Genomic DNA, 14,252 nt, shown 5'->3' with positions numbered 1-14,252 from the left:
CCATGCCCGGTACCTCGCGTGGCGCCCTTGGCCTGGAGACGTTTCTCGCCGACCTCAGGGAACTCATCGAGTGCGAGTCGCCCTCCTCCGATCAGGCCGCGGTCGCCAGGTCGGCCGACCTGGTCGCCCGCATCGGCGCGCGACGACTCGGCGCCGAGCCGGAGCGGATCACCATCGACGGGTGCTCGCACCTGCGGTGGCGCTTCGGTGACGGCGAGCGCCAGGTGCTGCTGCTGGCCCACCACGACACGGTCTGGCCGCTCGGCACCCTGGCGACCCACCCGTACGGGATCACCGGCGGCGTGCTGCGCGGCCCCGGCTGCCTGGACATGCTCGCCGGCCTTGTCATGGCGATCCACGCCCTCGCCGATCTGCCCGGGCGCACCGGCGTCACCCTGCTGGTCACCGGGGACGAGGAGCTCGGGTCGCCCACCTCGCGCGCGCTGATCGAGCAGGAGGCCCGTCGCGCCACGGCGGCGCTCGTGCTGGAGGCGTCGGCCGACGGCGGCGCGCTCAAGGTGGGCCGCAAAGGCGTGTCACGGTACGAGGTCCACGTCACCGGTCGCGCCGCCCACGCCGGGCTGGAACCGGAGAAGGGCGTCAACACCACGATCGAGCTCGCCCACCTCGTGATCGCGGCGAGCGCTCTGGGTGACCCGGCGGCCGGCACGACGGTCACCCCCACCGTGATCGCCGCGGGCACCACGTCGAACACGGTGCCCGCGTCCGGCTCGTTCGCCCTGGACGTGCGCGCGTGGAGTCACGACGAGCAACTCCGGGTCGATCGGGCCCTGCGCTCCCTGGCGCCGAACCTCCCCGGCGCGGCGATCGAGATCAGGGGCGGCGTCAACCGGCCACCGCTGGAGGAGCCGGCGAGCCGCTCGCTGTTCGAGCGGGCCGTCGCCGTGGCGGAACGGCTCGGTCTGCCGCCCGTGTCCGGCGCGACCGTGGGCGGCGCCTCGGACGGCAACTTCACCGCGGGGGTCGGGACCCCGACGCTCGACGGTCTGGGAGCGGTGGGCGGCGGCGCCCACGCCGACCACGAACACGTCGTCGTCGCCAGATTGCTCGACCGCACCGTGCTGGTGCGCGAGCTGGTCGCCGAACTCCGGGAGGACGGCACGTGAGCATCGAGGCTTCTTCCCTCGACCTGGCGGCCGATGACGCGGCGAGGTGGGCCGCGAAGGCGGCGGTGGTGGTCCGGGAACTCCGCGACCTCGACGAGGCCCACGCCGTGATCGGCCTGCTCGTCGGGATCTGGGGCCGGCCGGACAACCCGCTCATCACGGTCGAGTTCCTGCGCGCCCTGACGAAGGCGGGCAACTACGTCGCCGGCGCCTACGCCGGCGACCGGCTCATCGGCGTCTGCATCGGCTTCCACGCGGAGCCGGCGGCACGCACCCTGCACAGCCACATCGCCGGGGTGACGCCGGGGCTGGCCGGTCGCGGTATCGGAAGGGCGCTCAAGCTCCACCAGCGCGCGTGGGCGCTCGCCCGCGGCATCGTCACGATCGAGTGGACCTTCGATCCGCTGGTCAGCCGCAACGCCTACTTCAACATCGTCAAGCTGGGGGCGCTCCCCGTGGAGTACCTCACCAACTTCTACGGCGCGATGCACGACGCGATCAACGGCGGCGACGACACCGACCGGCTGCTGGTGCGCTGGGAACTGCTCTCACCGCGGGCCCGCGCCGCCTGCTCCGGCATGCCGTTCGGGCGTCCGGTCGCCGGCGCGTCGAGCAGGAGGGTCGCGGCTCCGGCCGACATCGCGGCCCTGCGCGCCGGCGACGGGGCCGCCGCCGCGGCCTGGCGCCTCCGGCTCCGCGGCGAGCTGGAGCCGCTGATGGCCTCCGGCGGCCGCGTCGTCGACTTCGACCTCGACCTCGGCTATCTCGTCGAGCTCGCCCGCCCCTGACACGGCACAGGACCTGGAGAATCGTCATGAAGTTGCGCGGAATCGAGATGCGCCGTATCTCCATGCCGCTCGTGTCACCGTTCCGGACCTCGTTCGGCACGCAGACCGGGCGCGACATCCTCCTTCTCAAGGCCGTGACCGACGACGCCGAGGGCTGGGGCGAATGCGTCGCGCTCGCCGACCCGCTCTACTCCAGTGAGTACGCCGACTCGCAGGCGGACGTGCTGCGGCGCTTCCTGTTTCCGAAGCTGGCCTCGCCCGAGGGGCGGGAGGCGATCGCACGCTCGGGTGCGACCGCCGTCGCCGGCCTGCTCCACCCGTTCAAGGGGCATCGCATGGCCAAGGCCGCCGTGGAGATGGCCATCCTGGACGCGGAGCTGCGCGCGATCGGCCGCTCGTTCGGCCGTGAACTCGGCGCGGTCGCCGACCGGGTGCCGAGCGGCGTGTCGGTCGGCATCCACGACACGGTCCCGCAGTTGCTGGCGGTCGTCGGGGAATACCTGGACGCGGGGTACGCGCGGATCAAGCTGAAGATCGAACCGGGGTGGGACCTGGTCCCGGTGGCCGCCGTACGCGAGCGCTTCGGCGCGGAGGTTCCGCTCCAGGTCGACGCCAACACCGCCTACACGCTTCGCGACGCGCGCCACCTCGCCAAGCTGGACGAGTTCGACCTGCTGCTGATCGAGCAGCCGCTGGAGGAGGAGGACGTCCTCGGGCACGCCGCGCTGGCACGGCGGCTGGCGACGCCGATCTGTCTCGACGAGTCCATCGTCTCCGCGCAGACCGCCGCCGCGGCGGTCGCGCTCGGCGCCTGCCAGATCATCAACATCAAGCCCGGTCGCGTCGGCGGCTACCTCGAAGCCCGCAGGATCCACGACCTGGCCGCGGCCCACGGGGTCGCGGTGTGGTGCGGAGGGATGCTGGAGACAGGCATCGGCCGCGCGGCCAACGCCGCCCTGGCCGCCCTGCCCGGATTCACGCTGCCGGGGGACATCTCCGCCTCCGACCGCTTCTACCGCACGGACATCACCGAGCCGTTCGTCATCGAGGACGGCCACATCGCCGTACCGACCGGCCCGGGGCTGGGGGTCACGCCCATCCCGGAACTGCTGGACACGGTGACGACCTCGACTGAGTGGACCGCCTTCTGAGACCAGCCGATCCGAACCGCGCGGCGCGCACGTCCTCACGACCGTCCTCGACCCGAACCGCGCGGTGCACACACCGTCCTCGACCCGAACCGCGCGGTGCACACACCGTCCCCGACCCGAACCGCGCGGCGCGCACGTCCTTCGATCCTCGCCGGCCCGGTCGCGTGGGAGCGTGGCCGCCTATACTGCCGGGCGTGAGCCAGCGTCCACGTGCCAGCCTCGGGCGGGTGCTGGACGACCTGGGGACCACGCTGCTCGAACCGGTCGCCGGTGACGCCGGCCGGCCAGGCGAGATCAGCGGGCTGGTCATCTTCGACCCGCTCGACGAACCCGTGCTCCCGCCGCGCTCGCTCGTGCTCGGGGTCGGCGTCGACCCGGCCGGCGGCACGCTGGCCGGCCTGCTCCGCTCACTCGGTGACCATGAGGCGGTGGGGCTCGTCGTCCGGGCCCCGGTCGCGCTGACGGCCGAGGTGCGGGATGCGGTCCAGGCGAGCGGCGTGGCCCTGATCGGCCTGCGCCGCGGCGCCACGTGGGCGCAGCTCACCGCCCTCATCCGCGCCATGCTCGCCGAAGGGGACATCGGTGTCACCGAGCACGAGTCGCTCGGCGGTCTCCCGTCCGGTGACCTGTTCGCGGTGGCCAACGCCGTGGCCGCGCTCCTCGACGCCCCCATCACCATCGAGGACCGCAACTCCCGGGTGCTCGCCTTCTCCGGCCGCCAGGAAGAGGCGGACCCCTCCCGCGTGGAGACGGTCATCGGCCGGCAGGTGCCCGAGCGGTACGCCACGCGGCTGACGGAACTGGGCGTCTTCCGCGACCTCTACCGCTACCAGCGGCCCGTCGTCGTCACGCCGAAGGCTCTGGGATACGAGGGGATGACGGTCCAGCGCGTCGCCATCGCGGTTCGCGCCGGCGACGAGATCCTCGGCTCGATCTGGGCCGCCATGGACGGCGACCTCGACGCCGAGCGCACGGGGGCGCTGCTCGACGCCTCGAAACTCGTCGCGCTGCACCTGCTGCGGATCCGCGCCGGCGCCGACGTCCAGCGAAGGCTGCGCACCGACCTGATCGGGACGGTCCTCGAAGGGGGTGCCGGCGCGCGGGACGCGCTCGTGCGGCTCGGCCTGGCCGGTCGCCGCCTCGTCATCGTGAGCGCGGGCCTGCCGGCCGACGACGATCACATCCGTGCGGACCAGAGCAGAGCGGCCGATCTGGAGCGGCTCGCGGACGCGCTGTCGGTCCACCTGTCGGCGACGGTGCCGTCGTCCGCGATGGGGACCATCGGCGGCACGGTGTACGGCCTGCTGCCCGTGGTCGTCCCGGCGGGCAGCCCCGAACAGCGAGCCGTCCGGCTGGCGTCCGACTTCGTGGACCGGGTCGGCGGCGGCCTGCGCGCGATCGTGGCGGTCGCCCCCGCGGGATCGGAGATCAGCGGCATCGTCCGGGGAAAGGCCCAGGCAGACCGGGTGCTCCGGGTGATGCGGGAGGGCCACACCACCTTGCGGGTGGCCCGGCTCGACGATGTCCAGACGCTCGCGCTGATCCTTGAACTGCGCGACCTCGCGGCCGCGCGCGACGAGCGGCCGGGCGGCGCGATCGCCCGCCTGATGGAGTACGACGAGCGGAACAACGCGGGCCTCGTCGAATCCCTGGAGGCCTGGCTGGACGCCCACGGCGACGTGGCGAAGGCGGCCGGCGCCCTGTTCATCCACGCCAACACCCTGCGCTACCGGCTCAGGCGCGTCACCGAGGTCGGCGAGATCGACCTGGACGACCCGGAACAGCGGTTCGCGGCGATGCTGCACCTGCGCATCCTGGCGCCGCGCTAGCGTCCCTCGTCGGGACGACCCGGTGAACGTTCGTCGGACAGCGCGCCGGACCACCGTCCGCCGCTGGATCTTCACGGAGATCGGCCGATCGCGGCCGGCACATCGGCACCCCCAGATGCGAGGAGGTCGCAATAGCGATTCGAGTGCAGTTCTGTCAGACTGCCTCTTGGGGGGATGTCGTCTTGCACCCTCGGCGGCACGTCGCCATGAGCGCTCTCATCATGCGAAAGGCGGGCGGATGAACGGCCCACAGGTCACGGTGGAAGTGATCCTGCTCCGGTTCGGCGACCGCGGCTGGGCCTACCGGCGCTCCACGGCACCGCTCGACGGCGCCACCGTCCCCTGCGACCTGGCCAGAACCCTCGCCGGGCATCCCACCCTGCTGCACTCCACCAGCTGGCGCCACACCCCCGGGCGCGGGCTGGTCCTCACCTACGCCGCCTACCCCGATCCCGCGGCCGGCGCGTCCGCCACCCCGCTCGACGAGCTCACCATCGCCTTCGGCGACCGCCCCGACGCCCCCCGCCCCGGCGAGGTGACCACCGGCCACGTCGCCGCCCACGCCATCAGGCACCTCGCCCACCTCGCCGGCGGCGACCCCGTGGCCGGCACCGCGATCGCCGGCGACGAGCCCCTGGCCGCCATGCTCGGCCTGGTGCCCGCGGAACTCGCCGGCGAGATCTGACGGGAGGGCCGGGTGACCATCGCCGTACTGGAAGCGCTGACCTTCGGACTGAGCCGCATGGTGGCGGCGGCCGGCAAGGCCGGGGAACGTTTGTGCCTCCTGACGGGAAACCGGGACATCTACCGTCACGAACTTCAGCGCCTGCCGACGGACGCGCTGGAGATCGTCGATGTCGACACGCGTGCCCTCACCAGGTGTTCGGCGGTGCTGGCATCGCTGCCGGAACTCCGCGGCCTGATCTGCTCGACCGACACCTGGATGGTGCCCGGAGCCGAGCTGGCCGCCCGGTTCGGCCTGCCGGGTCCGAACCGCGAAACGGCGCGCGTGCTCCGCGACAAGCTCGCGGTGCGCCGCCTCCTGCACGAGCGGAACCCGTCCCTGAACGCGGCCGTCCCGGTCTCGCCCGGCGCGACGGCGACCATGGTGGAGAAGGCGGTCGGACTGCCGGCCGTCCTGAAGGACTCCGCGGGCACGGGCTCGCGCGACGTATGGCTCGCCCGTACCACCGGGCAACTGGAGCTCGCGCTCGCCGAGGCGGCCGGACGGTCCTTCATGGGCGGCCTGTTCGCCGAGCCGTACATCCCCGGACCGCTCTACAGCGCCGAGACGCTGACCTGGGAGGGCCGTACCCGGCTTCTCGGCGTCTCCGGCCGGCTGACGTCGGCGCGCTGGTTCGGCCGTGAGGAATTGCTGTCGTTCCCCGCGATGCTGCCCGAGCCCGATCTGGCGGGCGTCGAGCAGTGGGTGGCGCAGGTACTCGATCTGGTGGGGCACACGCGAGGGTTCGCGCACGTCGAGTTCGTCTGGACGGTGAAAGGGCCCGAGCTGGTCGAGATCAACGGCCGGATCGGCGAGTGCCTCACGGGCGAGGCGATGTGCCGCTCCCTCGGGGTCAACGTCTATGAGGCGATGGTCGACATGGCCTTGGGCCGTGCACCCGCGCTGCTCGACGCCGTTTCGGACCTGGGCGCCATCTCGGCGCGGGGAGGCGGAACGGGGGCGACGGCGACCGTGCTCGTCTACCCCGACCGGCCCGGAACCTTGCGGAGGGTGGACGGACTGGAGGAGCTGGCCTCGCATCCCGGCTCACCGGAGTGGTATCCGACCATGACGATCGGGACGAGAGTGACGGATCTCGGCGACCAGCGGGCGTGCACGGGTCTGCTGCTGGCCGAAGGGCCGACGACCGAGCTGGCGGTGTACAACGCGATCAGCGCCGCCCACGCCGTCCGGCCGGTCATGGCGTCCGCCGGCACGCCATGACCGGGTCCCTACCGGATGCGGCGGCGACAAAGGCTTCAGCCACTCGGCATGATCATGGATTTCTGTCACGATGAGGGGCATGCCCGTTCTGCGCCTGTTGCGCGCCACCGTGTTCGCGGTGGTGTGCGTGGCGGTGTCGCTGGGCATGCATGCGCTGGCCGGCGGCGCCGCCATCGACGTGGCGGTCTTCGTCGGGGCGACGGCGCTGGTGACGGGTGGCGCCTACGTGCTCTCCCGGCGGCAGCGGGGCCTGGGCGCCCTGCTCACCGCGGCGTTCGTCACCCAATACGGACTGCACCACCTGTTCTCCGCGGCGATGCGGCCGCCACCGGTTCACGGTCACGGGCACGGCGGCCTGGCCGTGGGTGTGGCGATGCTGCTGGCGCACACCGTGACCGCGCTGCTGTCGGCTCACTGGCTGGAACGCGGGGAGACGGCGCTGGCCACGCTGCTGCGCCTGCTCGTCGCGGCCGTGGTGACCCTGCTGGTGCGGATGGCCACGCCGTCCGCACCACGCCTCGTGCCACGGCGCCGCGGAGACGGCGCGTCCTTGTTCCTCACCCGGCTGCTCGCCTCGGCCGTCTCCCGGCGCGGGCCGCCGGCGGGGGTCGTCGTCATCTGATCCGGGCCACGTGCCCGTGAGACCTTCACCGGCGCGGGCCGTCCCGGCCGGTGTCCGGTCGTCGCCTGCTCCGCGCCGCGTGCCGGCCGCCACCACGGCGGCCGTGCTCGCGGGCCAGGGCGCCGCGACGTCCCCATGACGAACCCCGCCGAGGCGCGCGTCCACCTGTGCGCGCCTCCGTGAACGGAGACCTTCCATGACCTCTGACGTGCGCGAGCTTCAGCCTGCTCCCGAACGCTCTCGTTCCACCGCCTGGCCGGCCACGCGAGCGCTGCTGCTGCGCCTGCACTTCTACGCCGGCATCCTCGTGGCGCCCTTCCTGCTGGTGGCCGCCACCACCGGCCTGCTGTACGCCTCCTCCTTCCAGCTGGAGAAGGTCGTGCACGCCCACGAACTCACCGCTCCGCTTCCGCCCGCCGGCCAGGCGCCGCTCCCCCTGGCGCGGCAGATCGCCGCCGCCCGGCAGGCGCACGCGCAGGGGGCGATCGGCGCCGTGCGGCCCGCCTCCGAACCGGGAGAGACCACCCGCGTCCTGCTCAACGCGGAGGGCCTGCCGGAGAGCACCCAGCTGGCGGTCTTCGTCGACCCGTACACCGGCCAGGTCCGCGGCGCGCTGCCGAGCTACGGCTCCTCCGGGGCGCTGCCCGTGCGCGCCTGGATCTCGAACCTGCACCGCCATCTGCACCTGGGCGAGCCCGGACGCGTGTACAGCGAGTTGGCGGCGAGCTGGTTGTGGGTCGTCGCGCTCGGCGGGGTCGTGCTGTGGCTGACCCACCGTCGCCGCACCCTGCGGCCCGACCGCAAGGCGAGGGGCCTGCGGCGGACCCTGTCCTGGCACGGCTCGGTGGGCCTGTGGATCACCATCGGCCTGCTGTTCCTGTCCGCGACCGGCCTGACCTGGTCGAAGTACGCGGGAGCGAACGTCGACAAGCTCCAGACCGCGCTCAGCTGGTCCACCCCGTCCCTGCCCGCCACCGCCCCGGGGCACGCCGGCCATTCCGGGCACGGCGACGGGCCCGCCACCGAGGCCGACGCCGACCGCATCGTGCGGGCCGCGGCGGGCGCCGGGCTGTCGGGGCCGCTGGAGATCGCCTGGCCCGCCAAGGCGGGCGGCGCCTTCACGGTCAAGGAGATGGACCGCCAGTGGCCTCAGCGCAACGACCAGGTCGCGGTCGACCCGGCGAGCGGCCAGGTGACCGGCGAGCTGCGTTTCGCCGACTACCCCCTGGCCGCCAAGCTGACCCGCTGGGGCATCGACGGGCACATGGGCGTGCTGTTCGGCCTGGCCAATCAGATCGTCCTGGCCGCACTCGCCCTCGCGCTGATCTCCATGATCATCTTGGGATATCGGATGTGGTGGCAACGGCGGCCCACCCGAGGCTTCGCCGCCCCTTACGCGCGCGGCGGCTGGCGCGCGGCGCCCGTGCCCGTACTGCCGGCCATAGGCGTGGTCGCGATCGCGGTGGGCGTGTTCATCCCCCTGCTCGGCATCTCGCTACTGGCCTTCCTGGCCATCGACGTCGTCCTCGGCCTGGTCAAGCGCTCCACCTGACCCACGCACCGCGACCACGCCCGGTCCGGCGGGGACACCATGACGTCCCCGCCGGACCACGCCGCTCGGAACCGCGGTCATCTACCGCGCGGCCCCGCCGGTCGGTCTCACCCGGCGGGCCGGACGGCCTGTGGAAGGTGGACGATGCCGCTGTGGCCGCTCCATCGGGCCAGGAGTTCCAGGTCGTGGCTGATGGCCAGGATCGCGGCGCCGGTGTCCAGGCGGTAGGCCTCCAGCCTGGCGACCAGGTGCGCCTGGGTGGAGGCGTCGAGCATCGTGGTCATCTCATCGCAGATGACGTAACCGGGACGCAGCGCCAGGGCGCGGGCGACGCAGGCGCGTTGCAGCTGGCCGTCGGACACCTCGTGCGGCCGGCGGGACAGCAGTTCGGGGGTCAGGCCCATCTCCTCGGCCAGTTCGCCGGCGCGTCCGGGGCCGCGGCCGGTGGCTCGCAGGGGTTCGGCGATGACCTCTCGCAGGGTGAAGCGGGGATCGACCGCCAGGCGAGGCTGCTGGAAGATCAGCGCGACGCGGACGCGCAGGTCGCGAGGGGCGCGGTTGCGCCAGCGGCGCACTTCGGCGCCGTCGATGGCGACCCGGCCGGTCGCGGGTCTCTGGACCAGGCCGAGGACGCGGGCGAAGGTCGACTTGCCGCAGCCGCTGGGCCCGGCGAGCCCGGTGACGGACCCCGGCGCCAGCGTGAGCTCGGCGTCGTGGAGGACGGCCCGGCGGCCGTAGGTGACGGTGACGCCTTCAGCGCGCAGCATGGCTCTCCACGGGATGGTGGCAGGCGACCCGGCTGTGCCCCGCGGACATCTCCGGCACCAGCTCGCACGCGGCGCCGGCCCGGGTGCAGCGGGGCCGGAAGGCGCACCCTCGCGGCAGGTTGGTGAGCTCGGGAGGCTGGCCGGGGATGGCGGTGAAACGCCGGGACGGCAGCGCGTCGAGCAGGCCCACGGCGTACGGGTGGCGCGGGGCGGCGAAGAACTCCTTCGCCGGGGCGAGCGACACGACGCGTCCGGCGTACATGACGGCGACGTGGTCGGCCACCTGCTCGGCGGCGCGCAGGTCGTGGGTGATGAGCAGGACGGCGCGGCCCTCATCGGCCAGGCGTCGCAGCTCGGCCATGGTGGCGTCGACCAGCGGGCGGTCCAGTCCGCTGGTCGGTTCGTCGGCGATGACGAGCCAGGGGTCTCCGGCGAGGGCGATCGCGTTGACCACGCGCTGGGCCATCCCTCCGGAAAGCTGGTGCGGGTACAGGTCCAGGTCGGCCGGGCGCAGTCCCGCGCGCGCGGCCAGTTCGTCCGCCGTCACGGAGCTTCCCAGTTCGCGCAGGGCCTCGGTGATCTGGGAGCGCGCGGTGCGGACGGGGGTGAGGTGCGCGGCCGGGCTCTGTGGGATGAGGCCGATGCGGCGCCCGCGCACGGTGCGGGCCAGCAGCCTTTCCGGGGCGCCGATCAGCTCGACCGGGGACGCGGCGCCGGTCTCCAGGCGCGCGGACCCGGTGACCGTGGCGTTGCCGGGAAGCAGTCCCATCAGGGCGTGTGCCATCACGGACTTGCCGCAGCCGGACTCGCCGACCAGGGTCAGGCACGCGCCTTGCGTCACCTCGAAGTGCGCGTCGGTGATGGCGTGCACGGTGGCGTCCGGGAGGTGGAAGCGGACCGACATGCCTTCGACGCGCAGCCGGGATCCCGCGGGCGCCGGGGATGCGGTGGTCACAGGTTGAGCTCCGATCGCCGGCGGGGGTCGACGCGATCGCGCCAGTACTGGGCGAGCGCGGAGATCGCCAGCGTGGGAAGCAGGATGAACAGGCCGGGAAACAGGGAGGCCCACCAGTTGCCGGCGAGCAGTGACCGCGCCCCGTCGTTAATCATGTTGCCGAGCGAGGCGAGGTGGGCGGGCAGCCCGAGGCCGAGGAAGCTGAGCGCGGTCTCGTGCCAGATCGCGTGCGGGACCATCAGGACCGCGGCCAGCGCGATGTGCGGCATCAGATGCGGCAGCAGGTGCCGGCGGACGATCCGTATCCTGCTCGATCCGCCGGAGATGGCCGCGTCCACGAACGGGCGGGCGCGCAGGGTCAGCACCTCCGAGCGGACGATGCGGGCGGCGGTCATCCAGTGGGTGAGCGCCACCGAGACCACCACGGCCGTGGCGCTGGGTGAGAACAGCGCCACGATGAAGATGCCGAACAGCAGGTGCGGCACGGAGTTGAAGCCGTCCACGACCCGCATGAGCACCCGGTCGGCCACCCCGCCGAGCGTCCCCGCGGCCAGCCCGGCCAGCGTGCCGATCGTGACGGACACCATCGCCGCCACCAGGCCGACGAGCAGGGACACCCGCAGGCCGTAGACGGCGCGCAGCAGCACGTCGCGTCCCACCTCGTCGGTGCCGAAGGGATGGGCGAGCGAGGGAGGCGACGAGGCCAGCCGCAGGTCCACCAGTTGCTCGTCCAGCCGGACGACGACCGGGACGATCAGCACGGCCAGGCCGAGCAGCACGAGGACGGCGAGGGCGAGCCGGTGGGAACGGCGCCGGGCGCGTCCCCGGCGGAGCCCGCCCGGCCGAGGCCGGGCGCCGGTCGCCTTCGGCCGGGTGAGCATCAGCTCACCCCCAGAACGCGCACCCGCGGATCGGCGATGACGTAGGCGGTGTCGGCCAGCAGGTTGCCGGCGACCACGGCCAGCGTGGCCAGCAGCGTGAGCGCCGCCAGCAGCGGGAAGTCGGCCGCGAGGGCCGCCTGGACGGACGCCGAGGCGACGCCGGGCCAGGAGAACACCGTCTCGACCAGGATCGCCCCGGTGACCAGTTCGGGGACCCGCGCGCCCAGCAGCGTGATGAACGGCAGCAGCGCCGATCGCAGGGCATGCCGGACGATCACCGTCCGCTCGCGCAGGCCACGGGCGCGGGCGCCGATGACGTAGTCCTCCCGCAGGGATGCGATGAGCGACTCGCGGACGAACAGCAGCAACCAGGACGACTGCGAGAACGCCAGGACGGCGACGGGCAGGATCATGTGGCGCAGCACGTCCCCGGGCTCCACCGTCCCGGCCGCCGCGTCGGTCAGCCCTCCCGCGGGCAGCCAGTGCAGCTTCACCGCGAACACCCAGATCACGATGAGCGCGGTCCAGAACACCGGGGCCGCCTCGTTGGCGTAGGCGGTGCCGGTGACCAGCCGGTCGGTCCAGGAGTCACGCCGCCAGGCGGCCACGGCCCCCACGACCAGACTGCCGGCGAGCATGAGCACCAGGGCGCAGCCCACCGCGAGCAGCGTCCAGCCGAACCGTTCGCCGATCACCTCGGCGACCGGCCGATGCATGCTGCGTGACTCGCCGAGGTCGCCGCGCAGTAGGTTGCCGAGCCAAGTCAGGTACTGCTCGGTGACCGGGCGGTCGAGCCCCCACGCCTGACGGATCTGACGTGCGATCTCCGGACTGGTGGTCAGCGCGCGGTCCCCGAGGTACTGGCGTACCGGGTCGAACGGGGAGGCCTTGGCCAGGGCGAACATGCCCAAGGTGACGACCAGGAGCAGCGGGGCGGTGAACGCCAGGCGCCAGGCCGCCATCCTGGCCAGGGCGCGCGTCACGAGCCGGGCTTCCATTCGGCCAGGTTGCGGAACAGTCCTCCGGTGGCGTGGTCGTGCGCCTCGACGCCCGGCGTGATGCCGGTCCATGTCCCCCGGATCACGTACACGTGCTTGAGGTACACCAGGTAGGCCCACACGGCGTCGTCATGGACGCGTCGCTGGAAGGCGTCGTAGGCATTTTTGCGCACGGCCGGGTCGGACTCCTCGCGCCCCTTCTCCAGCAGTGCGTCGACCTGCGGCACCTTGTAGTGGCCGGGGTTGAAGTACCCCTGGCCGGAGAAGCTCGAGTGGAACAGCTCGAAGTTGGTGTAGTCGGGGTCGAACGGAGTGCCCCATCCCATGATCAGGGCATCTTCGTCCATCCGGGTGTGGATGGCGTCCCAGTCCAGGCCGGCCAGCCGGATGTCGATGCCGAGCTTCTTGGCGTCGGAGGTGAACGCGAGGGCGAGTTCCTTGCGCAGGGAATCCCCCGCCGGGTACATCAGCGTGAAGCTCGCGGGCGTGCCGCCCTTGTGGCGGATACCGTCAGGCCCGCTCTTCCAGCCGGCCTCCTCCAGCAGGCGCACGGCCCGAGCCGAGTCGGGTGCGGGCGAGCCGTCGACGGCCGGGTTGTGCCAGGTGGTGTCGGGGGCGACGGGCCCGAACGCGGGTCGTCCGGCTCCGGCCAGGATCGTGTTCACCATCGCCTCGCGGTCGGCGCCGAGGCTCAGCGCCTGCCGGATCGCGTTGTCCCCGGTCACGGGCGCGTCCAGGGGGAACATCACGCCGCGGTAGTCGGCGCGGTGGACGGTCATGCCGGCTTGGCCGTCGAAGCGTGAGGCGGCCTTGGGCGGCAGCTCCGTGGCGTCGAACTCGCCCGCGGCCATGCGGGTCGCGCGCACGTTGTCGTCGACGGCGTACGCCATCACCAGGCGCTTGATCGCCGGGACGCCGCCCCAGTAGGACGGGTTGGCCTCCAGCACCACCTTGTCCCCCGGCGTCCAGGAGACGAACCGGTACGGCCCCGTGCCGACGGGCCTGGTGTTGAACGGCGCCTTCTCCAGGTTCTGCCCCTCGAGCATCCGCCGCGGCACGATGCCCAAGGTCGCGCGCTGCAGGAACGGCGCGTAGGGGTACTTCAGGTGGAACACCACCGTGGCCGGGTCCTTGGCCTCGACCGACGCGATGGCGGTGTAGTCCCCGCGTATCGTCGAGTTGTTGTTCGCGTCGAGCACGGCCTGATAGGTGTAGGCGACGTCCGCGCTGGTCAGAGGCGTCCCGTCGTGGAACATCACTCCCTGGCGCAGGGTGAAGGTGACGGAGGTGCCCGTCGCCTTGGGCAGGCGCTCGGCCAGCGCCGGCTTCAACGACAGGTCCGCGTTCCGGGTGACCAGCCCGTCGAACATCAGCGACCCGCCGTCGGGCGCGTATCCGAGTACGGGGTTCAGCGTGTCGGGCTCCGAGCCCAGGCCGAGGACGAACGTGCCCCGGGCGCCGCTCTCTTCCGTTGTGGAAGCGGGCGATCCTCCACCGGCGGAGCAGCCGAGCGTCACGAGAAGTAAGGCGAGCGCCACGAGGCCGAGCCGGGTGAGCTGCATGGGGCGAACGTAGAACGAATAATTCGCTGTTGCAATAGTTTGGCAATTGGGTCGGCGAGGAAGACTGCATGT

Annotated in this window: 13 protein-coding genes; 8 read left to right on the top strand and 5 right to left on the bottom strand. The window is 72.6% G+C overall.

Annotated features, from left to right (window positions below; all coding sequences use genetic code 11):
• Nucleotides 1-2: 2 nt before the first annotated feature.
• The 8 genes from ACWEN6_RS01460 to ACWEN6_RS01425 all read left to right on the top strand — a co-directional run bounded on the left by ACWEN6_RS01460 (nt 3) and on the right by ACWEN6_RS01425 (nt 9,017).
• On the top strand, nt 3-1,127 hold the full coding sequence (locus ACWEN6_RS01460; protein WP_452568416.1) for a M20 family metallopeptidase: 1,125 nt from the start codon (nt 3-5) through the stop codon (nt 1,125-1,127).
• Nucleotides 1,124-1,915, top strand: a complete 792-nt coding sequence (locus ACWEN6_RS01455) for a GNAT family N-acetyltransferase (protein ID WP_452568415.1) — start codon at nt 1,124-1,126, stop codon at nt 1,913-1,915. The genes ACWEN6_RS01460 and ACWEN6_RS01455 overlap by 4 nt, the downstream gene beginning before the upstream one ends.
• A gap of 26 nt (nt 1,916-1,941) precedes the next feature.
• On the top strand, nt 1,942-3,066 hold the full coding sequence (gene menC / locus ACWEN6_RS01450) for an o-succinylbenzoate synthase (protein WP_452568414.1): 1,125 nt from the start codon (nt 1,942-1,944) through the stop codon (nt 3,064-3,066).
• A gap of 194 nt (nt 3,067-3,260) precedes the next feature.
• Nucleotides 3,261-4,895 (top strand): PucR family transcriptional regulator, encoded by a 1,635-nt coding sequence (locus ACWEN6_RS01445; protein WP_452568413.1) that lies wholly within the window; start codon nt 3,261-3,263, stop codon nt 4,893-4,895.
• A gap of 238 nt (nt 4,896-5,133) precedes the next feature.
• The gene (locus tag ACWEN6_RS01440; protein ID WP_452568412.1) at nt 5,134-5,580 is read left to right on the top strand and encodes a hypothetical protein; all 447 of its coding nucleotides are present in this window, start codon (nt 5,134-5,136) and stop codon (nt 5,578-5,580) included.
• Nucleotides 5,581-5,592: 12 nt separating this feature from the next.
• Nucleotides 5,593-6,843 (top strand): ATP-grasp domain-containing protein, encoded by a 1,251-nt coding sequence (locus ACWEN6_RS01435; protein WP_452568411.1) that lies wholly within the window; start codon nt 5,593-5,595, stop codon nt 6,841-6,843.
• A gap of 79 nt (nt 6,844-6,922) precedes the next feature.
• Nucleotides 6,923-7,465 carry a hypothetical protein gene (locus ACWEN6_RS01430; protein ID WP_452568410.1) on the top strand — a complete coding sequence of 181 codons (543 nt, stop codon included), beginning with the start codon at nt 6,923-6,925 and terminating at the stop codon, nt 7,463-7,465.
• A gap of 196 nt (nt 7,466-7,661) precedes the next feature.
• Nucleotides 7,662-9,017 (top strand): PepSY-associated TM helix domain-containing protein, encoded by a 1,356-nt coding sequence (locus ACWEN6_RS01425; protein WP_452568409.1) that lies wholly within the window; start codon nt 7,662-7,664, stop codon nt 9,015-9,017.
• A 107-nt stretch (nt 9,018-9,124) separates the two neighbouring features.
• Here the strand turns inward: ACWEN6_RS01425 and ACWEN6_RS01420 are convergent, their stop codons facing one another.
• The 5 genes from ACWEN6_RS01420 to ACWEN6_RS01400 are packed head-to-tail and all read right to left on the bottom strand — an operon-like array spanning nt 9,125 to nt 14,180.
• The gene (locus ACWEN6_RS01420; protein ID WP_452568408.1) at nt 9,125-9,784 is read right to left on the bottom strand and encodes an ABC transporter ATP-binding protein; all 660 of its coding nucleotides are present in this window, start codon (nt 9,782-9,784) and stop codon (nt 9,125-9,127) included.
• Nucleotides 9,771-10,739 (bottom strand): ABC transporter ATP-binding protein, encoded by a 969-nt coding sequence (locus ACWEN6_RS01415; RefSeq protein WP_452568407.1) that lies wholly within the window; start codon nt 10,737-10,739, stop codon nt 9,771-9,773. Before ACWEN6_RS01415 ends, ACWEN6_RS01420 begins: the two co-directional genes overlap by 14 nt.
• Nucleotides 10,736-11,620 (bottom strand): ABC transporter permease, encoded by an 885-nt coding sequence (locus tag ACWEN6_RS01410; RefSeq protein WP_452568406.1) that lies wholly within the window; start codon nt 11,618-11,620, stop codon nt 10,736-10,738. The genes ACWEN6_RS01415 and ACWEN6_RS01410 overlap by 4 nt, the downstream gene beginning before the upstream one ends.
• Entirely contained in the window at nt 11,620-12,618 is a 999-nt protein-coding gene (locus ACWEN6_RS01405) for an ABC transporter permease (RefSeq protein ID WP_452568405.1), read from the bottom strand. The genes ACWEN6_RS01410 and ACWEN6_RS01405 overlap by 1 nt, the downstream gene beginning before the upstream one ends.
• Nucleotides 12,600-14,180 carry an ABC transporter substrate-binding protein gene (locus ACWEN6_RS01400; RefSeq protein ID WP_452568404.1) on the bottom strand — a complete coding sequence of 527 codons (1,581 nt, stop codon included), beginning with the start codon at nt 14,178-14,180 and terminating at the stop codon, nt 12,600-12,602. The genes ACWEN6_RS01405 and ACWEN6_RS01400 overlap by 19 nt, the downstream gene beginning before the upstream one ends.
• Nucleotides 14,181-14,252 lie beyond the last annotated feature (72 nt).

Source organism: Sphaerisporangium sp. NPDC004334 (assembly GCF_053602655.1).
Note: the sequence above shows the minus strand (reverse complement) of the source record. Positions and strands in the feature narration are given on the sequence as shown.